Consider the following 23,405-nt stretch of genomic DNA (forward strand, 5'->3'; position numbering starts at 1 on the left):
GTGACCGACACAGGCGGCAATACGGTCGCGGATCGAACGTTACCGCGACCTCATGGCAAAATCCGCTCCAGCCGCGACGCGCGTCACCGCGACTTCGTCGCAAGGTTAATTTGAAGTCTAATGAAGCAATTTACGCGCGTAGAAGGTCGTGCGAGAGCAGCGCCTCGCGCTCGCGGCCACGCCGTTAGCGAGTCCTTATGGTTAAGGGCCGCCACGCGCACGCGAAGCGCGCTTCAGGCGTCCGGCTGGCATCCAATTTGCTGATGAACCCATAAATCGTCCATCGATCCGACCGCGGCAACGATAACAACCATCTGAGGTTCACCTTGAAAGCGCTCGACCTCGTCTCGCTCGGCACCAAGCATGTCCGCAACGCCTTGTCGGAAGAGCTCTATCTGCGGACCGGACGCGACGTCACGCGCCCGGCCGCGATCTTCGCGGAGGTGGTCGAACGCTGCAATTACAAGTGCCGCTATTGCGACTACTGGCGCCGTACGAACTATCGCGACGAGATGTCGATCGACGAATGGCAGCGCGCGCTCGCGAGCCTGAAGGAATTCATCGGCGCCTATCACGTCGAGTTCGCCGGCGGCGAGCCCTACATCAAGAAGGGCTTTCTCGATCTCTTGCGGTTCTGTCGCGACAACGACATCCATTGGGGCGTCACCACCAATGGCGGCGCTTATCTCAACAAGAAGATCGTCGCGCAGACCGTCGAGGCGCGCCCGTTCAACATCAACATCTCGATCGACTCGACCGACCCCACGATCCACAATTATTCGCGCGGTGTCGAAAACTCACTGAGCGACATCGTGCAGGGCATCCGCAACGTCGCCGAGCAACGTCGCGCCGAAGGCCTGGACTTTCCGATCATCATCAAGCCGGTCGTGCACAAGCTCAACTTCCGCCGCCTGCCCGAAATGGTCGACTGGATCCAGCAGATCGGCGCCACCGCGCTGAGCTTCCAGCCGGTCGAGCAGGGCACGCAGGAGGTCGAGGACGAACTGTGGATCGGCGAGAGCGAGATGGACGATCTCATCAACGTCCGTGACGAGCTGTTGCGGTTGAAGCGCGCGGGCGCGCCGATTCTCAACGGCGAGGCCGTGCTGCGGGCCTGGCCGAACCATTTCCGCCGCGAGAAGGCGCCGAAGGAAGTGATGCCGTGCCGGGTCGGCATGCGGAACTACTTCATCCGCTCCGACGGGCGCCTCGAAGTGTGCTGGTTCTTCAAGCCGATCGGCAACGTCCGCACCCAGACCGCACGCGAGATCTGGTACAGCGAGGAAGCGCAGGTCCGTCGCAAGGAAACCATCGCCTGCGACAAGCTCTGCCTGTTCACCTGCCTCGCCCAGCGCACGCTGCAGGACAAGCTGAAGATGGGCCTGACGCTGCTGAGCAACACCAAGGCCGCCTGACGCCGCAAGAGAGAAACAACAAAGCGCGATCGTCCACCGGACGGATCGGGCTTTTGCTTGAGCGGCTGAAGGCAGCCAATCAGCCCGCAAACAATTTTCGAAACAGGCTGGCGGATTCCGGAAACTGGCCGTTGTCGATCTGAGTCGGCCACAGACCATCGACATCGAAATAGGCCGCATAGGCGATGGCGGCCTGATTGGCAGCGAACCAGTCGTGCATCTGCTGCACGAAACTGGCGTTGTCGCCGGAATGGCCGACGCCCCATTCCGGATAGCTCATCAGCTTGCCGTGCTTTGCCGCGAACGCGCGTTGCCATTCCAGGCCGAAGGGCGCCTTGAGATAGGAATTGGTCCAGCGCTCGGCCGCACTGCCCTCCGATTTGAAGTCGTAGACGTCGAGGCCGATGAGATCGACGACGTCATCACCGGGATAGGCTGTAGCGGCCGGCATGTCCTGCGATCCCCAGCCCGGGCACCAGTCGAACTTGAAGCTGCCGGAGTGACGACGGAAGATTCCCACCACGCGGCGGAACGCCTCGACGTAGTCGTCCTCATGCCCTCCGGCGAACCAGCCCATGCTGGAGATGTTCATCTCCCAGCCGAGGCGAATGATCGCCTTCGGATGTGCTGCCGCGATCGCGCGCGCGGCCGCCTCGAACTCGGCGTCGTGCGCGCCGCCGGCGACATCGGCAAGCGGCGTGCCGGTGATCGTGAGCGGCACCGACCAGGCCACATTGCGCGCCGGATTGAGCTTCTTCCAAAGCCCCGGCACCCAATCCAGTTTGTGAAAATCCTCCCAGCTGGTCTGGCCGTAGAAGTCGACGCCGAGCACCGACGAGCGCGGCCGGCCGAGCCATGTCTCCCAGGCCTGCAGCACATGCTCGCGGCCGGTTTCGCCCCAGTTGACGAACGCGCCGGCGAACCGCGCCGAATTTGCACCAAGCCGCGATCGGCCTGACGGTGCGGCGCGCGCCGTCGACAGTCCGCTCAGGGCAAGCGCCGCGACGGCGAAGACGCCGCGCCGCGTGAGTCCGCGATCAGTTGGCATGGCGTGCTCCGACAAACTCGCGCGCAGCGCGCGTGCCAAAAGCGCACAGCGCCGACAGCGCTGCTGTCTCGAAATGGACGGATGGCGCCGCGTGCGGCCTGACCGCGCCGCTCATCCGCTGAAAATGCCGCCAAATCTGCATGCGCACCTGCCTGCGCCGACCTCGTCGGCAATCGCGCCAGCAACACTGCAATATCCGGGCAACGTCGCGATCCAGCGTCAAAATCGCGCAGCCGGACGTTTCCTTCCGATCCGTTAACCGATGCTGCGCGCCGCCATTTACCATTTCTTAACCATCAGTGCCGTCGATGGGGTCATCAAAATCCTCCGGCACCGATCTTGCTGAACTGGGGTTCAGGACAAGTCTGGCGGCCACGATGTTCCGCCCTGAAACGGTGACGCCGGAGAGAGTTACAAGATGAACCCTGTCGCGTTGCTGACCCCGACCTACGGGCGCGATCTGGAAATCTGCACGCTGCTCTGCGAGAGCGTCGATCGCCACGTCACGTCCTTCTCCAAACATTACCTGCTGGTGCCGGATTGCGACCTGCCGCTGTTCGCGCCGCTCTCCAGCGAGCGCCGCATCATTATCCCCGCCTCCTCCTTCCTGCCCGACTGGCTGCGGCCGCTGCCGCGCATGATCCAGCGCAAGCGCCGGCAGTTCTGGTGGTCGCTGCGCGCCAAGCCGGTGAACGGCTGGCACGTGCAACAGATCCTCAAGATCGCGGCGACGATCGCACTGCCCTATGAGCGGTTCTGCATCCTGGATTCCGACATCGTGTTCTTCCGCGATTTCGATCTCGCGCGCTTCCAGTATCCAAACACGATCCCGCTCCTGAAAATGGCTGACGCCGTCACCGCCGACCAGCCGCGCCATTCGCGCTGGCTCGCGACCAGCCACCAGCTGATCGGCCTGCCGACGCCGCCGTTCCCGGCGCCGGACTTCATCGGGCACATCATCTTCTGGGACAAGCAGACCACCCGCGCGCTCGCCGAGCGGATCGAGGCCGTCTCCGGCATGAGCTGGATCGAGGCGCTGTGCCGGACCCGCGAGTTTTCCGAATATCTGCTGTACGGCTTCTTCGTCGAGAACGATGAGGCGTCTGCGCTGCGTCACTCCGTCGTGCCCAAGACGCAATGCGTCAGCTACTGGGACGATCCGACCCTGAGCAAGGACGAGCTCACACGGCTGCTGCTCCGCGCCAACAGGGACGACGTCGCGTTCTCGATCGCGTCGTTCTCGGGCACGCCGGTCGCGACGATTCGCGAGGTGGTGGCCGAGAGCGACGCCATCCTGGGCTCAATGGCGGCGACACGGCCTGCGGAGCTCGCCGCATCATGCTGATCGGACAGGCCAGCATCAATTTGACCGCCAACGTGCTCTCGGCGCTGCTCGGCCTGTTCAGCGTGTTCATCTTCACGCGGCTGTTCGCGCCGCATGACTATGGCGTCTATTTGCTCGGCGTCGGCTTCGCTTCCGTCATCTCCGTGTTCCTGGTCGGCTGGTTTCGCAACCTGATCCTCAGCGGCCACGGCCGTGACGACGGCACCGATGTCCGCGGCCTGGTGGCGTCGGGCTACCTGATCTGCTGCTTCACCGCGCCGATCGCCTGGCTGCTGGCGCGCCTCGTCGGCCTCGATGCGACCGCCGCGCTGGCGGCCGTCGTTCTCGCAATCGCGATCGGCCTGTTCGAGCTGACGCAGGACCTGCTGCGCGCCCGCCTGCAGGCGCTCTCGGTGATGAAGGCGACGCTGGTCCGCGCCGGCGCCCTGCTCGGCTTCGGCGCCGTCGTCGCGCTGGTCAGCCCGACCGGCTTCCTGCTGCTGCTCGCGGCCGCCTCCGCTTACCTTGTCGCGGTGCTCGTGCAGTCGCGACGTGCATGGCGCGGCACGCCCCTGAACTTCGGCCGTGCCGACCTGCGATCGCTGGCCCGCACCGGCCTGCCGCTGACCCTGTCGCTGACCTTGCTTGCAATCTCAAGCGTGACCGACCGTTTCATGATCGCCAACCTGATCGGCGCGGCCGATGCCGGCAAATATGTCGCAGCGCTCGACCTGGTACGCCAGACCCTGATGATGCCCGCGATGAGCATGGCTGCGGCGTTCTTCCCGATGGCCGTGCAGATCCAGGCACGGCAAGGCGACGCCGCGGTCAGGAGCCACCTCGCCGATTGCCTCGAACTGCTCGCCGGCGTCACTCTGCCGGCCTGCCTCGGCTTTGCGCTGATCGCCCCGCATGTCGCCAACATCATCCTCGGCGTCGATTTCCGCGCGATCGCGGGCGAGATCATGCCGATCATCGCGCTCGCCGTGCTGTTCCAGGTGCTGACGCAGCAATATCTGCATGCGAGCTTCCTGCTGTCCGGACGCAATTCCTTCTATCTGATCAACACCGCCTCGATCATCGCGGCGAATGTGATCCTGTCCTACGTGCTGGTCAGCCTTGACGGCACGGTCGGCGCGGCATGGGCGCGGCTCGGCGCCGACATCACCGGCTTTGCCTGCGCCCTGGTCCTGAGCCGCTTCGCTTTCCGGATTCCAATCCCGCTCGGCCGCCTCGCTCTGATCGTCATCGCGGCACTCGCGATGGCGCTCACCGTCGGCGCGCTCGACCGCGCCCTGCACCTCGCCGATCTGCCCGCCAGCATCGTGCTGATCGGCGCGGGGTTCGCCGTCTACGCCGCGCTCTGCTGGCTGTTCGACATCGCGCGCCTGCGCGGCCGGCTGAAGCAGGGCCTCGCCATGTTCCGTACCAAATTCGCAAACAGCAATGTCGGGTGAGCCGATGACCAAATACCTTGCGCTTGCTACACGTCCTGCTACTCGCACCGAGCTCTCGGTGCCGGTTCCCGCTGAGATCCATCCGGAATCGCTGCTCGCACTGCCGCCCGGCGAGGCCAAGCAGAGCCTGCTCACGGTTCACAGCATCCTCGAAGCCCGGCTGCCGGCCGGCCCGCTGTCGATCTACGAAGCCGGCGGCGGCTCGACCAGCTATTTGCCGCTCGGCGTGTTGCGCCGTGCGCATGTGACCGTCGTCGACATCGACGCCGATCAAATTCGCAACAACACCTATGCGCAGGAAGCCGTCCTGGGCGACATCCAGACCTATCGCTTCGCGCCAGAGCGATTCGACCTGATCATCTGCTACAACGTCATCGAGCACATTCCCGATGTGGAGGCCGCACTGAGCGGATTCTGCGAGGCGCTGAAGCCGAACGGGGTGTTGCTGATCGGCGCGCCGAACCCGAAGTCGCTGTCGGGCATCGTCACGAAATACTCCCCGCACTGGTTCCACGTCTGGTTCTACCGCCACGTCCGCGGCGAGAAGAACGCCGGGCTACCGGGCGAGGCGCCGTTCCCGACCCATTTCCATCCGCTGGTGACGCTGACCAATCTCGAAGCGTTCGTCGCCGAGCGCGGGCTGCAGGTCATCTACCGGAAGAAATACGAGAGCCCGCGCTATCCCGAGATGCGCCGGCGCAAGCCTGTTCTGGCCGCCCTGATCGACGCTGCGGCGAAGGCGATGAACGCATTGCTGCCGGGCAAGATCGACGTCCGGCACGGCGACTATCACGTGATCCTGCGGAAGCTTGGATCATGAACGCGCTGTGGTCGGAAGCCAGGGTCAAGGTCAGCCATCGGCTGGCGATGCATGTGCAGGTCGAGCGTTTCCGCCTGAACAATGCCACGCCGATGGTCACCTTCACCTTTGACGATCTGCCGAAGAGCGCGGCGACGTTCGGCGCCGACATCCTGGAATCCTACGGCGCCCGCGGCACATTCTACGTGTCGGGCGGATTGGTCGGGCTCGACGCGCCGGACTGGACCAGCGGCAGCGCTGACGATGTCGTCTCGCTGCATCGCCGCGGCCACGAGATCGGTTGTCACACCTTCTCGCACCGCCGCGCCTGCGATCTCGATGAGACCTCGCTGGCTGCGGAGATCGCGCGCAATCGCACCTATTTCCATTCGCTCGATCCGACCATGCCGGTCGAGACCTTCGCCTACCCGTTCGGCTACGGCTCGTATGCGCGCAAGCACCAGCTGAAGTCCGAATTCCGCACCTGCCGCAGCATCGTGCCGGGCGTGAACAACGGCGAGGTCGATCTGCAATTCCTCCGCGCCATGCCGCTGATCGACCGCCAGATGCCGCGCGAGCGGATCGACATGGCGTTCGCCGAGGCGGCAAACATGAACGGCTGGTTAATTTTCTACAGCCACGACGTCGCCGACGTACCGAGCCTTTACGGCAGCTCGCCAGATCTCATGACTTACGCGCTGGAAGCCGCGGCGCGGCGCAATGTCCCTGTCTTGACGATGGCGGAGGCGTTTCGATGCGCCCGCGCTTAAACCCTTTGTTTGCCTTTCTGGTGAATAGTCGGCGAATGAGTATGGTTAATTTTTCGTGTCGCGTTTTTTCCGCGTCGTCTCGTGCGCGTTGCGTGGCCCGAAAGAGTGCTCCTCAGCCGATGCGTGCGGCCATTCAGATGGAAGCTGGGGTCGATGCTTAGCTATGACCAGCCGATCAACCGGGCCAGTCCGGAGCCGCGCCGGACCGCAATCCCGGCCGGCTTCAACGTGCTCGAACTGATCCGGCTGCTGTGGGCGCGCAAGGTCGCGATCGTCTCAGTTGCCCTGCTCTGCGCCTGCATCGCGGTCGCGATCGGCAAAAGCCTGACGCCGAAATATACCGCGGGCGCCCAGCTCTATGTCGACCCGCGCGAGTTGCAGCTCGTCGAGCGCGAACTGACCCCGCGCGCCCAGGACGTCTCCGGCCTCTCGATGGTGGTCGAGAGCCAGTCGCGCCTGATCACGTCAAACAATGTGCTGCTGCAGGTGATCCGCGACACCAACCTGGTCAAGGATCCCGAGTTCGGCGGCGGCGGCGCGACCAAGGGCCTGCTCGCATCGCTGCTCGGCCTGTTCGGCATCGAGCCGCGGCAGACCGCGGAACAGCAAGAACAGATCGAGATGAATACGCTCGATACGTTGAACCGCCATATCAACGTCAAGAAGACCGACCGCACCTTCATCGTCGACATCGACGTGTGGTCGCACGACCCGGTCAAGGCGGCGATGCTCTCCAACGCGATCGCCAAGGCCTATCTCACCGAGTCCAAGAAGTCGCAGGCCGACGCGGCGCGGCGCGCCACCCGCGACCTGTCCGGCCGCCTGAAGGAGCTGCAGCAGCGCCTGCGCAACGCGGAAGAGGCACTCGCAACCTACAAGGCGCAGAACAATTTCTTCGGCTCGCAGGATAATCTGCTCACCGACCAGCAGCTCTCGGTCGGCAACCAGCGGCTGGCCGGGGCACGCGCGCTGACGCTCGATGCCCAGGCCAAGTACGACCAGATCGAGGCCAGCCGCCGCGGTTCGATGGATCCGGGCGCGATTCCCGAAGCTCTGCAGTCGCCGACCATCGCCAATCTGCGCTCGCAATATGCCGATGTGAAGAAGCGGCAGGCCGAGCTGCAGGGCGAGCTCGGGCCACGGCATCCGGCGCTGCGTCAGATCGAACAGCAGGTCGAGGATCTGCGACGGACCATCAAGGAAGAGATCGACCGCGTCGCGCTGTCGGCGAAGAACGATCTGACCCGGGCACGCGACTACGAGGCCTCGCTCAACAAGGCGCTGGACGTCCAGAAGCACCAGAGCGTGCAGATGAGCCAGGCGTCGGTGCGGCTGCGCGACCTGGAACGTGAGGTCGATGCCAGCCGCGATGTGTACCAGTCCTTCCTCAAGCGCTCGCGCGAGACCGAGGAGCAGGAAAGCCTCAACACCTCGAGCGCGCGCGTGATCGGCGATGCCACGATCCCGCAGCAGCGGACCTTCCCGCCGGCGATGAGCCTGCTGGCGATGATCGGCTTCATGTTCGGCGGGCTCGCCGCCGCGGCCTGGATCGTTGCCGCCAGCCAGTTGGCGCCCGGCGCCGATCCGATCCGCCCCAAGCTCCAGCCGAAGCAGGATGCCGCACCGGAACGGCAGTCCGTGATCGCCAAGGTGAAGCCGCCTGTGCAGGCACCGCCCGTGGTACAGCCGGCAGCCGTCGCAATCGACAAGCCGGTGATCGAGAAGCCGCTGATCGCCGAGTTGCAGGAGACCGACGTCATGCGGTCGCTCGGCGGAATCCTGAGCGGCGACCATCCCGCCGACGTCACCCATTTCGGCTGGCCGACGCTGCGCACCAGTTCGGCGCTCGGCCCGTTCTCGAACACGATGCGCCAGATCCATGCGGCGCTGGCTGCGGGGGTTGCCCCCGAGACCGTCCCCGTGCTGGCCGTGATCGGCGCAGGCGACGATCCCGATCGCAGCGTCGTCGCGCTCAACATCGCCCTCGTCGCGGCGCGCGACGGCGCCCGTGTCCTGCTGATCGATGCCGACACCACCGCCCACGCCCTGACCGACTGCGTCGCGCATCCCGGCCAGAGCAAGCCGAGCCGCCTTGATTGGCTCACCATCGGCAGCAAGGCGTCCCGCGCCGTCAACACCGCAAACGGCATCGCGATCCTGCCGGCGATCAAGGACAATCCCGCCAAGGGCTGCGAGGCGATCCGGAAGGCGATCGCCCAGGCACGCTCCGCCGGCGGCCATGACCTCGTGATTCTGGACGGGCCGTCCATGCCGTGGGGCACGGACGAACGGCGGCTGTTCGAGGTCGCCGACGGGCTGATCGCCGCGCTGCCGGTGGACCGCGACATCAACGCGTCGATGGAAGACATCATCGCCGCGCTCGGCGGAACCGAACGCAAGCTCGCCGGTGTCGTTCTCAACGAACTGCAGTCCACCTTCGCAGGTCAGCGACACGACAAGCAGTATGCATGAGCGACGCGCCGGCCGCGTCACGTTGTGCCCCGCTCCTGCACCAGCGATCGCGAGTTGATCGTCAATGACACGACCATCGATATCAGCCATCGTCGCCGCCGCTTCCATCCTGCTGTGTGGCGCGGCACGAGCTTGCCCTGACCTGATCGCGGGCGTCCCGGCGGACCGGCTCAAGGCACTGTCCCGCGGCGTCAACGCCGATGGCTGGATCGCCGATCCGCGGTCAGGGCCGCCGCGCAGCCTGTTGCTGCAACTGCGCAAGGCCGGCATGACCCATATCCGGCTGCCGGTGCCCGCCGACTTCGTCATGCCGCGCTTCGCGACGAAGGCGGAGATCGACCGCCGTCTGCACACCGTCGATGCCGCGCTGAAGACTCTGCTTAATCTTGGCTATGCCGTGTCGGTCGACCTGCATTCGGGCGAGCGCTTCAATGCCCTGCACAAGGGCGATCCACCCGGTGCGATGACTGAAATGAAAAGCGCCTGGGGTGAACTTGCGCGGGTGATGCAGCGCTATCCCTCCGATCGCGTCTTTGCGGAGCTGTTGAACGAGCCTGATGTCGACGCCACGCAGTGGCAGGGCGAAGTCCGGGAGCTCGCCGGATTCATTCGCCGGCTGCTTCCGCAGACGACGCTGATCACGGGGCCGGTCAACTGGCAGCGCGCCGATTCCCTGCCGGGCTTCACGCCGCTCGACGATCCGAACGTCGTCTACGCCATCCACTTCTACGATCCGATGGTGTTCACCCATCAGGCGCATTGGGATCCCAGCGAACCGCTGCATGACGTCACCGGATTGCCCTATCCGATGCAGGCCGACGATCCCAAGGTTCAACAGTTGCGGGAGCAGCTCGCCGCGCTGGACAAGCGCAAGGCGCTTGCCATGCTGGACACGGCTATTCCCGATCGCGGCATTGACAAATGGCTCGCGCCCGCAGCCGCCTGGCAGCGGCAATATTCGCGTCCGATCATCATCAACGAATTCGGGGTGCTGAAGGCCGGGGCTCCGCGCGACAGCCGTCTGCGCTGGCTCGCCGGCGTAACGGACTACGCCCGGCAACATTGCTGGGGCTGGACCCATTGGGAAATGATGCAGGGTTTTGGCATCGCCGACGCCGTCACCGGCAAGGCTGACCCCGAGGCGCTGAAGGCGCTGCTCGGGACGCGCTAGCTCACTTGGTTAACTTAATCTTACACAATGCGCGGCTAGATCGACGATGCGGAATTGGCACGCCGGACGTCCGGTCATTTTAGGTCAGAGCTCGTGCGCGCAGAGATAGCCCCGCGGCCGCTGTTGGCCGGCGACCTCGTTCCTGCACTCGGCATCGCCGTGGCATCGATCGCGTTCGCGCCGATCCTGCAGGCAGCCAACGCTGGCCTGGCGATCGCCGTCGAGAGCCTGATCGGCTGCGCCATCGTGCTCGCGGCGCCGGCCTATGCGCCGTCGATCGCCGTCTTCATCATCTTCTTCCAGAATCTGTTCGTCTCGATTCTGTCGTCCTACATGACGACCGAGCAGGAGATGGATTTCGTCAAGGGCTACAATTTCCTCGTTTGCGCGATGATGTGGCTGGTCACGCTGGCGCTCTATGCGCTGCGCGAGCGCAAGCATTCGCCGGAGATCGACCGGATCATGAAGTGGGGGTTAGCTACCCTCGCGGTCGTGACCGCGTATTTCCTGCTCGGCGCCGTGCAGGACTCGCATGCCGCACTGGTCTATCTGCGAAACATCGCGCTGCCGCTGTTTCTGTTTCAGCTGTCCCTGCTCACGGCCGCAACGTTCGAGATCCGCATCACGCCCTTCCTGGTGACCGTCGCCACGCTGCTGATCGTCTGCGGATATGTCGAACTGCTGTTCCGCGATTTCTGGCTCTCCATCACCAACGGCTACACGTTCTGGCACTTCGACGAGTTGAAGGCGAGCCGCTCCGGATCCTGGGAAGCCGAGATGCGCGCAACCGGCAACGTCCCGGTGGATCTGATCGACCGCTTCCGCTTCAGCTTTCTCAACAGCCCGCTGTTCGAGGATCTCGGACTCTCATCGTTGCTGCGCATCTTCGGGCCGAATATGAGTCCGATCAGCTTCGGCTACGGCGTGGCCTTCTCCATCCTGTTCCTGTTCGCGGTCGGATATCGCTGGCTGGCGCTGGCCGCGATCCCGCTGCTGATCTGCTGCAGCGTGAAGGGCGCGCTCGTCCTGGTCATCTTCGTAGGCCTGGCCTGGACGGCAACCTGGCTGCTCGGCGCGGCGATCACCCTTGCCGTCGCGCTCGTTGGGCTCGTGCTGTACGCCGTCGCAGCCATCCGTATCGGACTCGAGATCGGCGACTTTCACGTGATCGGCTTTATGGGCGGATGGGATGGCTTTCTGCAAAACCCGATCGGCCGCGGACTTGGGGTCGGCGGCAATCTCTCCGAGGGTTACTTCTCGATCGACTGGAACGCCGCGCAGGCGGCCGGCACGATGGACGGCGCGGTGGAGAGCGCCGTCGGCGTCTTGCTCTACCAGATGGGCATCGGCGCAGTGGTGCCGCTCGGCTTCTTCTTCGCGATGGCGCTGAAGGCTTGGCGCCTCTACGCGTCCTCCGGAATTCTCATCCAGGGGCTCGCCGCGTTCGGCACGATGGTCGTGCTGGTCAACGGCATCTTCCAGGAAGAGGCGCTGTTTGCGCCGCCGGCGCTCGGGCTGTTGCTGTGCCTGACCGGGCTCGTGCTCGGCCATCATTTGCGCACGCAAGGCGACGACCGGAACACCACCGCGCGATAGCGCAAGACGAAGCCCGGCCGCGCTGCGACCGGGCCCCGTTCGACTTGCGCCGTCAGAGCGCCTTGATCTGCACCTTGCGGAACTTGACCACGCCTGAACCATATTGGAGCGCGACATAGCCGTTGGCGTGCTTGGCGTCCTGGGCGTCGACAGTCTTCTGGCCGTTCAGCGTCACCACGAAATGCGGGCCCTGCGCCGTGATCTCGTAGACGTTCCACTTGCCCGCCGCCTTCGGCATCGGATCGACCTTGCCGACGTCGACGATCGCGCCGGTACCGTAGGTAGGGTCCGGCCGCTTGTCGAAGATGTTGACCTCGTAGCAGACCTTGGAATCGATCATTTTGTTGCCTTCGCAGCGGATGAAGACGCCGCTGTTGGCGTCCTCGTCGGTCCAGAACTCGGCCCGGATCTGGAAATCCTTGAATTGGGTCTTGCTGACGAGATAGGAGAGATCCTTGCCGTCGAGCTTGTCGGCGACCAGCGCGCCGTCCTTCATTTCCCAATTGGCCTTGCCGACCTCGTCCCAGTCGCCCTTCCTGGAGCTGTCGAGCAGCGTGACCCAGCCGTCATCGCCCGATGCGGTGGTGGAAAATTGCAGCGCGGCCGCACCGATCACAAGTCCCGCGGCAAGTATCGACAGATGCTTCTTCAAGGTCATCCTCCCGTTTTGGTCGGCGCGCAACCTATCATCGTCTGCAGCGGCGTAAATCCGTTTTTCATGTTGCAGCTGCGTTGTGTCACGGACTGATGTCGCAATCTTGAGAGCAGACATGCGCGGACGCGTCTTGTCCGGCGCAAGCGAGAGCGACTAGCATCGTGCGCATACGGGCGCGGCAGTTGCCCGAGAGAACTGATCTGGGAGAATGCAATGACGGCGTCGAACCGGGCCTGGCGATACCTGATGATGCCGCTGGCCTTTGCCGGGATGCTGAGCGTCAGCTCCGCGGCCGAGCTCAATCCGGCCGCCGTCACCTACAAGCTGCCGGACCAGATTCCCTGGAGCCCGGCCGATGCGCGCGGCGCGCAGAATGCCGTCGTGGTCGGCGATCCGTCGAAGCCCGGCTTCTACATGGTCTACACCAAATGGACCAAGGGCAATCATTTCAGCCGTCCGCACTTCCATCCGAACGATCGCTACATCGTCGTGCTCAAGGGCACCTGGTGGGTCGGCTCGGGCCCGAAGTTCGATCCCGATCACGGTACCGCGGCGATGCCGGCCGGAAGCTTCGTCACCCATTTCGGCAAGCAGGTGCATTGGGACGGCGCCAAGGACGAGGACGCCGTGCTGCTGATCATGGGCGAAGGCCCGGCCACCTCGACCGAAGTGGAACAGAAGTAGCCGCGTTGCGCGCGGTGGCGGCGATGCTATCATCGCGGCCCGAGGAAGGGCTTTTGATGCATCCCGCCGCCAAGCTGCAATTCGCCCGCATTGTCGACGAGTTCGCGCGCTGGCGCGCCATTCCCGAGCCGGACCGACCGCCGGCGCCGGCCTGGTGGTGGGGCCCGGCGTTCGAGATGCGCGATGCCGTCGAACCGCTGCCGGCCGTGTGGTGCCGCCGGTTCCGCCTGGCGGACGGTGCGCGCTTTGCGGAGGCCTCAGTGGCACTGCGCCAGACGCTGGCGGGCCAGGCGACACCGTCCTGGCCGTATGATTTCTCGCGCATGATCGCTTCGACCGATTCCGACGTCCGCGACCTGCCGGTGCAGCCGTCAGACGACAGCGCGTTTCCGCCCTAGATCCGGCTCGGCCTCGCTCATCGCCGCCTCATCCAGCGCCGGCTGCAGCGGCGGCGACACCAACGCCGGCGACGTCTTCAACAGCTCGGCGAGATCGCGCGGCGGCAGCGGCCGGCTGAACAGGAAGCCCTGCATCTCGTCGCAGGCGTGCGCGCGCAGAAACTCCTGCTGCTCGGAGGTCTCGACGCCCTCGGCGACGATGGTCATGCCGAGCGCCTTGCCCATGCTGATGATCGCCTGCGCGATCGCGACGTCCTCGGAGTCATTGGGCAGATCGCGCACGAAGGAGCGGTCGATCTTGATGGTGTCGATCGGGAACTGCTTCATCAGCGACATCGACGAATAGCCGGTGCCGAAATCGTCGATCGCCAGCCGAATGCCGCGATTCTGGATCGCGTCGAGCACGCGCACCGCGCGCGTCACGTTGCGCATCACCATGCTCTCGGTGACCTCGAGCTGCAGCAGCGACGGCGGCATGCCGCTCGCCGCCAGCGCCTCGTCGATGTCGTCGAGCAGATGCGGATCGCCGAACTGCCGCGGCGAGAGGTTGACCGCCATGGTCACCGCCTTGAGACCGCGGTGCTGCCACGCCATGTTCTGTGCGCAGGCTTCCTTCAGCACCCAGCGGCCGATCGGCACGATCAGCCCTATTTCCTCGGCAAGCGGAATGAACTGCCCCGGCGAGACCTTGCCGAGCTCAGGATGGCTCCAGCGCAGCAGCGCCTCGACGCCGCTGATCTGACCGCTCGCCATGTCGATCTTTGGCTGATACTCGAGCGAGAACTGGTCGCGCTCCAGCGCGCGGCGCAGCGCGCTCTCCATCGTGAGGCGCTCGATCGACTGCGCCCTGACCTCGTTGGAGAAGAAGCGGAAGCCGTTCTTGCCGTCCTCCTTGGCGAGATACATCGCCATGTCGGCATTCTTGGTCAGCGTCTGCACGTCGGAGCCGTCGGCGGGATACATCGCGATCCCGATCGAGGCCGTGGTGTGGCACTCATGCCCGCTGAGCTGCATCGGCTGGCTGAGCGAGACCAGGAGATCGCCGGCAATGCGCTCGACGTCACCGCGTTCTGTGGTCTCATCGAGGATGACCACGAACTCGTCGCCGCCGAGCCGCGCCACCACGTCGCTCGCGCGCAGCGATCCGCGCAGCCGCTCGGCGATCGCCACCAGCAGCATGTCGCCGGCGTCATGGCCGAGCGAGTCGTTGATGATCTTGAAGCGGTCGAGATCGATGAACAGCACCGCAAGCTGCCGGCGATGGCGGTCCGCCGCCGAGATCGCGTGACGCAACATCTCGTTGAACGTCTCGCGGTTCGGCAGATTGGTCAGGCTGTCATGCGAGGCAAGATATTCGATGCGCTCGTCGGCCTTGTGCTTCTCGTCGGCGCGGTCGAAGCTTTCGAGCGCGAACGCCAGATTGTCGGCAAGGCGCTGCAGCAGTTCGGCGAACTCCGGCGTGAACGTGTCCTTCTCGATCGCGACGAAGATCATGACGCCAACCACCCGCCCGCTGACGATCAGCGGGAACGAGGCGCCGGACTGCGTTCCGTCGAGGCGTGCCCGCTCATGGAAGGCGGCGGTCTCGCTATCGGCAAAATAATCGTTGATGATGCAGGCCTTGCCGGAGCGGAACGCCCGGCCGCAGGCGCCGCGCCCCTCGGGATGCGCCTCGCTGGTCGAGAGCGTCACCTGGCGCGCGCCCTCCGCCGCCGGGCCCGCGATCGCAACTATCCGGAGATAGTCGCTTCCGGGCTGCGCCAGCACGATGGTGGTCGAGGTGAACTTGCCGCCGGTCGCCGCCGCCTCGCAGACCAGTTGATAGAGCTCGGCGCGGGATTTCGCCCGCATGATCGCCTCATTGGTCGCGCTCAGCGCCGCGAACATCCGCGACAGCCGCTCCTTCTGCTCGTCGGCCCGCGCCTTCTCGTCGGCGCGGTCGAAATTGACCAGCGCAAACGACACGTTTTCGGCGAGCCGTTGCAACAGCGCCATCATCTCGGGGCTGAACGTGCCGAACTCGCTGGACAGGAACACCAGTGCGCCGATCGCCTCGCCGTTCTTGAGCAGCGGCAGCGCCGCGCCGGACTTGCTGCCGCTGTCGCGGACGACCGGGTAGACGTGCGAATCGGGGCCGAAATCGCTGAGATAGTCGTTGCTGATGCAGGGCCTGCGGGTGCGGATCGCAACGCCGGTCAGCGTCTGTCCTTCCGGACGGGTCGCATCGGCCGACAGCAGAACCTCGCGCGCCCGCACCCGGTCGGGGCCGGAGGCCGCCACATTGTCCAGGAAGGCTTCGCCCGGGCGCACCAGCCTGATGGTGGCCGAGATGAACTGACCGCCGACCGCCGCAGCATCGCAGACCAGATCGAACAGCTCGCTGCGGGATTTCGCCCGCATGATCGCCTCGTTGGTCGCGCTCAGCGCCGCGAACATCCGCCGCAGCCGTTCCTTCTGCTCCTCGGTTCGCGCCTTCTCGTCGGCGCGCTCGAAACTGCCCAGCGCATAGGAGACGTTGTCGGCGAGCCGCTGCAACAGCTCGCCGAATTCGGACGAGAAGGTGTTGCGCTTGGCGGAGATGAACAGCATCACGCCGACCGGCTCGTCGTCGACGATCAGCGGAAACGCCGCACCGGACCGTGCATCCTCGCGGTCGATGACGTCGCGGAACGGGTTGTTGGCGACGTCGCCCAGGAAATCATTGTTGATGCAGGCGCGCCGGGAACGGTAGGCCCTGCCGCAGACGCCGCGTCCCTCGGGCCGCGCCTCGCTGCGCGAGACGGTGAGGCGGCGCGCATTCTCCGCGGTCGGTCCCGCGACCGCCATCATCTCCAGATAATCGTCGCCGGGCTTGGCGATCAGGATGCTGGTGGAATTGAACCCGCCGCCATGCGCCGCCGCCGCGCAGACCAGCTCGAACATCTCGAGCCGCGACCGCGCACGCATGATCGCCTCGTTGGTCGCGCTCAGCGCCGCGAACATCCGCGACAGCCGCTCGCGCTCGGCATCGGCCCTGGCCTTCTCGGTGGCGCGGCCGAAATTGTCGAGCGCGACCGAGACGTTCTCGGCGATCCCGGCCAGCAGCGTGATAATCTCGGGGTCGCGCGCCCAGGAATTGCCGGTAAAGAAGATCAGGACGCCGACGCTCTTGCCGAACCGGGTGAGCGGCAGCGCGACGCAGGCCATCAGGCCGCTGCCGCGGGTTGGCGGCGCGCTCGCCGAGATCGGAATGTCGTGCTCGACGCACGGCCGCTGGGTCCGGAATGCCTCACCGCAGATGCCTTTGCCGTAGACATTGTCGGGATCGGCCGAGAAGCGCGTCTGCGTGATCAGCTCGAGCGCCTCGCCGGTGCCGGCGACGGGCTCGAGCCAGTGCGTGTCGGGTTCGGCCAGCAGCACCACCGTGGCGAAGGATTTTCCGCTGAACACCGCGGCATCGCAGACCCGCTGATACAGATCGTGCTCGGTCTTGGCGCGAAGGATGGCCTCGTTGGTCGCGCTGATCGCGCCGAACATGCGGTTCAGCCGGCGCATCGCCCGCTCGCCGCTCTTGCGCGAGGCCTCATGGTCGAAATTGTCGAGCGCGTAGGACACGTTTGCGGCCATGCGCTCCAGCAGCGAAACGGTCTCCTCGCTGAGCGAATTGATCTCCCGCCGCGTCACCATGAAGACGCCGACGCTGCGCCCGTTGCAGACCAGCGGCATCGCCGCCGCTGCCCCGACACCGGCCGCCGCGGCGCCGCTGCGCCAAGCCACTGAGCGGGCATCGTTGACATAGTCGTTGCTGACGCACGCCGCCTGATCGCGGAACGCCCGCCCGGCAACGCCTTCCCCTTCCGGCGCGTTGGCGAGCGTGGAAATCGTGATGCTGCGCAGACGCGCGACGTCGTCGCCGTAGCCGGCCGCGAAGGTCAGCAGACCGGTATCCGGCTCCAGCAAGAACACGGTCGCAGCCAGGAAGCCCCCGCTCGTGAACGCGGCTTCGCAGACCTGTCCGTACAATTGTTCTGGTGATTTCGCGTACAGGATCGCTTCGTTGGTGGCGCTCAACGCCGCGAATGTACGCCCGATGCTCGACTGCACGTTCTCTGAAGGCCCCGGGGCCAACCCCTCCAATCTGGCGAGGAACATTGCCCGCGAGAGGCCTAAGTGGTGGTTAGCGTATCCGGCAAGTTGCGTGACAAAGTAAACGGCTGACGAACGCGCCAAGCCGTTTTCAGGGATAATACGGACCCCTGTGTACCAGGCTGAGGCGGAGGGCCGCGAGGCGCTGATCGCCGCCCGGCCCAGGCCGTCGGAGCCGTCAAATTCCGCATCGCGACCGCGCCCGTTCCATTCGGTGAAATCACGCCTGCGAGCACCCTGCTCCCGGTATGGCGGACCGGATTTTCTGGCCTTGCTCGGTAAGCCGCGCTTTGACAGCATGACAGCGACAACAGCAAGCAAGACCCGCGCATCACGCGGGCAGACCGCGAGGAAAGCCCCATGCCGATCGTTCAGGCCGACCGTCTCACGCGCATCGGCGCGGCGCTCCTCAGGGGCGCCGGCGCATCGGAGGAGGAGGCCAACGCGGTCGCCTCCGGCTGCGTCAACGCCAATCTGGCCGGCCACGATTCCCACGGCGTGATCGCGATCCCGACCTATATCGACCGCATCAAGGCCGGCCAGATCGTCCCCGGCGCCAAATGGACCATCGTGCAGGAGACGCCGACCACGACCGTGATCGACGGTCATTGGGGGTTCGGCTTCCACGTCAACGCCAAGGCGATGGAGATGACCATCAACAAGGCGAAGACCGCCAATGTCGCGGCCTGTACCGTGTTCCGGCAGAGCCATGTCGGACGGCTCGCGCATTATCCGCTGATGGCGATGCGCGAGGGCATGATCGGGATCGCCGCCGCCGATTCCGGCCGCTCGCCGAAACATGTCGCCCCGTTCGGCGGCCGCGAGGCCCGGCTCGGCACCAACCCGCTGTCGATCGCAGTGCCGTCCGATCTCGAGGCGCCGTTCTATCTTGACATGGCGACCTCGGCGGTCGCCGCCGGCAAGATCCAGCTCGCGGTGGCGCGCGGCGAGACCATCCCGAAGGGCTGGATCATCGATGCCGACGGCCGCGACACCACTGACCCTGCGGACTACCGCAAGGGCGGCGCGTTGCTGCCGCTCGGCGGCACCGAGGGCTACAAGGGTTCGGGCCTTGCCGCGATGGTCGAGGTGCTGTGCGGCCTCTTGACCGGCCTCGGCTTCGGCGTCGAACCGACCGGTCGGCACAATGACGGCTGCTTCATGGCGGTGTTCAACGTCGCTGCGTTCCGACCGCTCAAGGACTTCAGGAAAGAAGTCGCCGACTTCGCCCGCTATCTGAAATCGACACCGCCGTCGGAGGGAAGCCGCGGCGTGTTCTATCCGGGCGAGATCGAGCATCTGCGCGAGTTGGAGCGGCGCAAGAACGGCATCGAGATCGAGGACGCGACCTGGGAGAAGCTGAAGGCGCTCGCCGCCGATTACAAGCTCACCGAAGAACTCGACCTGCGCTGACGCGTTGGGCCACAGGAGAACGACATGACACGGCAAATGGCGCTGGTTGGCTTCCTGCAGGCGCAGAACTGTACCAATCTGCCGGGCTCCTGGCGCCACCCGGAGTCGCGCGACGATTCGATGTCGGCGGACTACTACCAGGAGATCGCGCGCATCCTGGAGCGCGGCAAGTTCCACATGGCGTTCTTCGACGATCGCCTGGCAATGCCCGACCGCTACAACAATGATCACGCCCACACCGTCGAATACGGCATCCGCTGCGTGAAGATGGATCCGATCGTGGTGCTGACCACGATGGGCATGGTCACGACCAAGCTCGGCCTCGCCTCGACCGCCTCCACCACCTATTTCGAGCCGTTCGACGTCGCCCGCCGCTTCGCCACGCTCGACCTGATGACGAACGGTCGCGCAGCCTGGAACGTGGTGACCTCGGTCAATGACGGCGAAGCGCTCAACATGGGCAAGGCGCAGCATCTCGAGCACGATCACCGCTATGATCGCGCCGACGAATTCATGGAGGTGGTGCTCGGCCACTGGGATTCCTGGGAAGACGGCGCGCTGGTGATCGACAAGACAAGCGGCCGCTTTGCCGATCCGACCAAGGTGAAGCGGCTCGACCACAAGGGCGCGTTCTTCGCCTCGCGCGGCCCGTTCACGGTGCCGCGCTCGCCGCAGGGTCATCCCGTCGTGATCCAGGCCGGCGCCTCGGGGCGCGGCCAGCGCTTTGCCGGGCGCTGGGGCGAGGTGATCTTCACCGCATCGCGCAACCTCGCCAGCGCCAAGCAGGGCTACGACGCGATCCGCGGCGAGGCCATCAAGGCCGGCCGCGATCTCGACCAGATGTTCCTCTGCAATCTGATCACGCCGATCGCTGGCGCCACCAAGGCCGAAGCCGAGGATCGCATGGCCGTGATCCAGAAGCTGCCGCTCGAGATCGACGCACTGTCCCTGCTCGCCGAAGCGCTCAATTTCGATTTCGGCGCCAAGCCGATCGACGAGCCGCTGACCACCGAAGAGCTGCAGGGCATGCAAGGCATGATCGGCATGCGCGACGGCGTGCTGCGCGCATCCGGCAAGACCAATCCCTCGACCCGCGACTTCATCACCTTCTCCGGACGCGCCCAGGTGCAGGACGCCATCGTCGGCGGCCCGAAGGAGATCGCCGACCGGCTGGAAGAAATGTTCGTCGGCCGCGGCTGCGACGGTTTCGTGGTCGCGGCGAGCTATGTGCCGGGCTCCTATGCCGACTTCGTCGACCACGTGGTGCCCGAGCTGCAGAAGCGCGGCCTGTTCCACAAGGATTACGCCGGCACGACGCTGCGCGAGAATCTCGGGCTCAAGCGCCCCGCCGCCGGCGCCTGGAAGATGCGCGCGCAAGCCGCCGCAGAATAGAAGGACATCATCATGCGCTGGCTGAAATTCACCGCCGCGGGCACCACCCCGGGTACTACGTCTTGGGGCCTCGTCGAAGGCGACACTGTCATCACCGTCAACGGCGATCCGTTCGGTGAGTGGAGCAGGACGTCGAAGACCCACGCGCTCAAGGACATCAAGATCGAGCTGCCGTTGATCCCGCGCACCTTCTACTGCGTCGGGCTGAACTATTTGAAGCATCTCAAGGAAGCCGCCGACAAGGTCGGCACGGTGCCGAACGTGCCCGACCACCCCGAGATCGGCTACCGCGCGCAGAACGCGCTGATCGCCCATGACGATGATGTCGTGATCCCCGCAAGTGCGACCGAGAAGATCCATTATGAGGGCGAGCTCGTCGTCGTGATCGGCAGGAAAGCCAAGCACCTGACCGAAGCCAATGCGATGGACTGCGTGTTCGGCTACACCATCGGCAACGACGTCTCCGAGCGCAGCTGGCAGAAGGCCGATCGCGGGCTGTGGCGGTCGAAGAACGCCGACACGTTCAAGCCGATGGGCCCTTGGATCGAGACCGACGTCGATCTCGACCGCATGGAGACCATAATCCGCGTCAACGGCAAGGAGACCGGCCGCTTCCACACCAACGACATGATCTTCGGAATCGTCCCGTTTCTCGTCGAGCTGACGAAATACTTTACGCTGTCGCCCGGCGACGTGATCTGGATGGGCACCGACGGCGCCTCGCCGGACCTCAGGGACGGTGACGTGGTCGAGATCGACATCACCGGCATCGGGACATTGCGCAACAGGTTCGTGAGGGAGACGGTGTGAGGGTGGGCGACTTGCCCACCAGCGTCCATCGCGCACAATTGCTCGTCCCGTCATCCCCGCGCAAAGGCTTTGCCTTTGTCGCTGGAGGTGCGAGCCTTGCGGCGCACTTGCGCCGCTGGGCGCGCCTCGAAGGATGCACGGCCCGGCTTGTGGCCGTCGACCCTTCGAGACGGCCGCTTCGCGACCTCCTCAGCGTGACGGTGGTAGAGCCCAAGTGCGCGCTTCCCTCCATCTCGTCGTCCCGGCGAAAGCCGGGACCCATAACCACAGGGTCGCGTTGTTGAAGCGAGCTGCGGCCCCAGCATCGCGCAACGATGACCATCGGTGGTTATGGGTCCCGGGTCGCGCTTCGCTTGCCCGGGACGACACCGTGTGTGGTCGCCGGTGAGTCACACGTCCACAATCTCGCGACATTGACAGCTTTTGCCGATTTGCCCGTCGGGCCATCGTGACGGGGTCACACAACCGCTTTTCTTGATGTGACAGACGCAGGACAACCGCAATACGGTGCGGCCACCCGTTCTCTGCACAGGACAGGCAACCATGCCATTTTCACGCCGAACATTGCTTCAGGGCTCGTTACTCTCCGCCGCGGGGATGGCGTACGGCCCGTCGCCGGCGCTTGCCGAGCAGCCCGCCGAACTTCCGACATCGGAGCAGCGCCAGCAGATGGCTGGCTTGGCCACCGACTTCATGAAGGAGTACGACGTCCCCGGTCTTTCCATCGCTGTCGCAATCAAGGGAAAGCCCGTCTATGTGGAGGCGTTCGGCGTTGCGAATCGGGAGACCGGTGAAGCATTGACGCCGCAACACCGCTTCCGGATCGCGAGCATCTCGAAGCCGGTGACCTCGACCGGAATCTTCACCCTGGTCGAAGCCGGCAAATTGCGGCTCGGCGACTATGTGTTCGGCGCAGACTCCATTCTCGGCAAGGACTACCCGACGACGCCCACCCTGCAAAGCTTGATGCCGTCAGGCTCGTCTCGCTCGCTTGTCGAGCAGATCACGACCGAGCATCTCTTGACCCACACCACCGGGACCTGGGGAAACCAGTTTCGCGATCCGATGTTCATGAACCAGGACATGAAGCATCGCGAGCTGATCAGCTGGACGCTGGAGCATATGCCGCTCACCAACCCTCCAGGCGAGTCCTACGCCTATTCGAACTTCGGCTATTGCATCCTCGGACGCGTGATCGAGAAGCTCAGCGGCCAGAGCTACGAACAATACATCAAGGACTCCGTCCTGAAGCGATGCGGCATCGCCGATATGCAGATTGCCGGCAATAAGCTAAGTGAGCGGGCAAGCAACGAGGTCAGATATTACAGCCAGACCGGCGGCGATCCCTACCGGATGAACGTCGCCCGGATGGATTCTCACGGCGGCTGGATTGCGACGCCGGGCGATTTGACGACTCTGTTCGTCCATATCGACGGCTTCAAGGACACCGAGCAGCTGCTGACCGACGACAGCCTCCGCGTCATGAGCACCCCCAGCGCCATCAACCCTCGCTATGCCAAGGGCCTGTTCATCACAGCGAACAACAATTGGTGGCACAGCGGCCTGCTGGACGGAACGACGACGATCTCGGTGCGAACCAGCGGCGATTTCTGCTGGTCGGCGTTCACCAACACCAGATCGCGAGAGGGCATGACCCGCGCTCTCGACCTGCTGGTCTGGCACATGATCAAGACGGTGCCCGACTGGCATCCTCAGAAGCGCGCGTAGACTTCTCGCCATTCCAGCGGCGTCGGATGGGTAGAGCGCAGCGAAGCCCATCAATTTCGAATCTGTGGCACGATGATGGGTATCGCTTCCGCCTTCGCCCTTCGAGCTACAGCGGATAAGTCGCTCCACCCATCCTTGGACTCAGTGA

The 23,405-nt window shown here is 64.9% G+C and carries 17 protein-coding genes; 14 read left to right on the plus strand and 3 right to left on the minus strand.

The features are described 5' to 3' along the window. The first annotated feature begins 326 nt into the window (after window positions 1–326). Complete coding sequence (locus G6P99_RS41880; protein ID WP_165126324.1) at window positions 327–1,415, plus strand: radical SAM protein; 1,089 nt, start codon at window positions 327–329, stop codon at window positions 1,413–1,415. A gap of 79 nt (window positions 1,416–1,494) precedes the next feature. On the opposite strand, the gene G6P99_RS41885 is transcribed toward G6P99_RS41880, so the two are convergent. Next, a complete protein-coding gene (locus G6P99_RS41885) occupies window positions 1,495–2,463 on the minus strand; it encodes a hypothetical protein (RefSeq protein ID WP_051346081.1) in 969 nt (322 codons plus the stop codon). A gap of 418 nt (window positions 2,464–2,881) precedes the next feature. On the opposite strand from G6P99_RS41885, the gene G6P99_RS41890 reads away from it, so the two are divergent. From G6P99_RS41890 to G6P99_RS41920, 7 genes are all read left to right on the plus strand, one after another. Then, on the plus strand, window positions 2,882–3,808 hold the full coding sequence (locus tag G6P99_RS41890) for a DUF6492 family protein (RefSeq protein WP_051346082.1): 927 nt from the start codon (window positions 2,882–2,884) through the stop codon (window positions 3,806–3,808). After that, window positions 3,802–5,244 carry a lipopolysaccharide biosynthesis protein gene (locus G6P99_RS41895; protein ID WP_051346083.1) on the plus strand — a complete coding sequence of 481 codons (1,443 nt, stop codon included), beginning with the start codon at window positions 3,802–3,804 and terminating at the stop codon, window positions 5,242–5,244. Before G6P99_RS41890 ends, G6P99_RS41895 begins: the two co-directional genes overlap by 7 nt. A 4-nt stretch (window positions 5,245–5,248) precedes the next feature. After that, the gene (locus G6P99_RS41900) at window positions 5,249–6,064 is read left to right on the plus strand and encodes a class I SAM-dependent methyltransferase (RefSeq protein WP_165126327.1); all 816 of its coding nucleotides are present in this window, start codon (window positions 5,249–5,251) and stop codon (window positions 6,062–6,064) included. Next, window positions 6,061–6,813: a polysaccharide deacetylase family protein gene (locus tag G6P99_RS41905; protein ID WP_165126330.1), complete on the plus strand. Its 753-nt coding sequence runs from the start codon at window positions 6,061–6,063 to the stop codon at window positions 6,811–6,813. Before G6P99_RS41900 ends, G6P99_RS41905 begins: the two co-directional genes overlap by 4 nt. A 153-nt stretch (window positions 6,814–6,966) precedes the next feature. Continuing rightward, entirely contained in the window at window positions 6,967–9,285 is a 2,319-nt protein-coding gene (locus G6P99_RS41910; RefSeq protein WP_165126333.1) for an exopolysaccharide transport family protein, read from the plus strand. A 64-nt stretch (window positions 9,286–9,349) separates the two neighbouring features. Continuing rightward, a complete protein-coding gene (locus G6P99_RS41915) occupies window positions 9,350–10,456 on the plus strand; it encodes a glycoside hydrolase family 5 protein (protein ID WP_029079282.1) in 1,107 nt (368 codons plus the stop codon). 93 nt (window positions 10,457–10,549) lie between these two features. Continuing rightward, the gene (locus G6P99_RS41920) at window positions 10,550–12,052 is read left to right on the plus strand and encodes a hypothetical protein (RefSeq protein ID WP_245284566.1); all 1,503 of its coding nucleotides are present in this window, start codon (window positions 10,550–10,552) and stop codon (window positions 12,050–12,052) included. 52 nt (window positions 12,053–12,104) lie between these two features. On the opposite strand, the gene G6P99_RS41925 is transcribed toward G6P99_RS41920, so the two are convergent. Continuing rightward, window positions 12,105–12,704: a 3-keto-disaccharide hydrolase gene (locus G6P99_RS41925; RefSeq protein WP_029079284.1), complete on the minus strand. Its 600-nt coding sequence runs from the start codon at window positions 12,702–12,704 to the stop codon at window positions 12,105–12,107. A gap of 216 nt (window positions 12,705–12,920) precedes the next feature. On the opposite strand from G6P99_RS41925, the gene G6P99_RS41930 reads away from it, so the two are divergent. Then, window positions 12,921–13,391, plus strand: coding sequence for a cupin domain-containing protein (locus G6P99_RS41930; RefSeq protein WP_245284567.1), 471 nt, complete (start codon window positions 12,921–12,923; stop codon window positions 13,389–13,391). A 23-nt stretch (window positions 13,392–13,414) separates the two neighbouring features. Continuing rightward, entirely contained in the window at window positions 13,415–13,789 is a 375-nt protein-coding gene (locus tag G6P99_RS41935; RefSeq protein ID WP_245284568.1) for a hypothetical protein, read from the plus strand. On the opposite strand, the gene G6P99_RS41940 is transcribed toward G6P99_RS41935, so the two are convergent. Beyond that, on the minus strand, window positions 13,763–17,872 hold the full coding sequence (locus G6P99_RS41940) for a bifunctional diguanylate cyclase/phosphodiesterase (protein WP_165126336.1): 4,110 nt from the start codon (window positions 17,870–17,872) through the stop codon (window positions 13,763–13,765). The genes G6P99_RS41935 and G6P99_RS41940 overlap by 27 nt on opposite strands. Before the next feature lie 402 nt (window positions 17,873–18,274). On the opposite strand from G6P99_RS41940, the gene G6P99_RS41945 reads away from it, so the two are divergent. The 4 genes from G6P99_RS41945 to G6P99_RS41960 all read left to right on the plus strand — a co-directional run bounded on the left by G6P99_RS41945 (window position 18,275) and on the right by G6P99_RS41960 (window position 23,257). Continuing rightward, window positions 18,275–19,327, plus strand: coding sequence for an Ldh family oxidoreductase (locus G6P99_RS41945; protein ID WP_029079288.1), 1,053 nt, complete (start codon window positions 18,275–18,277; stop codon window positions 19,325–19,327). Between the two features lie 24 nt (window positions 19,328–19,351). Next, window positions 19,352–20,719, plus strand: a complete 1,368-nt coding sequence (locus G6P99_RS41950; RefSeq protein ID WP_165126339.1) for an LLM class flavin-dependent oxidoreductase — start codon at window positions 19,352–19,354, stop codon at window positions 20,717–20,719. Window positions 20,720–20,731: 12 nt separating this feature from the next. After that, window positions 20,732–21,529, plus strand: a complete 798-nt coding sequence (locus tag G6P99_RS41955) for a fumarylacetoacetate hydrolase family protein (RefSeq protein ID WP_029079290.1) — start codon at window positions 20,732–20,734, stop codon at window positions 21,527–21,529. Window positions 21,530–22,072: 543 nt separating this feature from the next. Next, entirely contained in the window at window positions 22,073–23,257 is a 1,185-nt protein-coding gene (locus tag G6P99_RS41960; protein WP_035976410.1) for a serine hydrolase domain-containing protein, read from the plus strand. The last annotated feature ends 148 nt before the right edge of the window (window positions 23,258–23,405 follow it).

This window comes from Bradyrhizobium sp. 6(2017) (assembly GCF_011058295.2).
Taxonomy (GTDB): Bacteria; Pseudomonadota; Alphaproteobacteria; order Rhizobiales; family Xanthobacteraceae; genus Bradyrhizobium; species Bradyrhizobium septentrionale.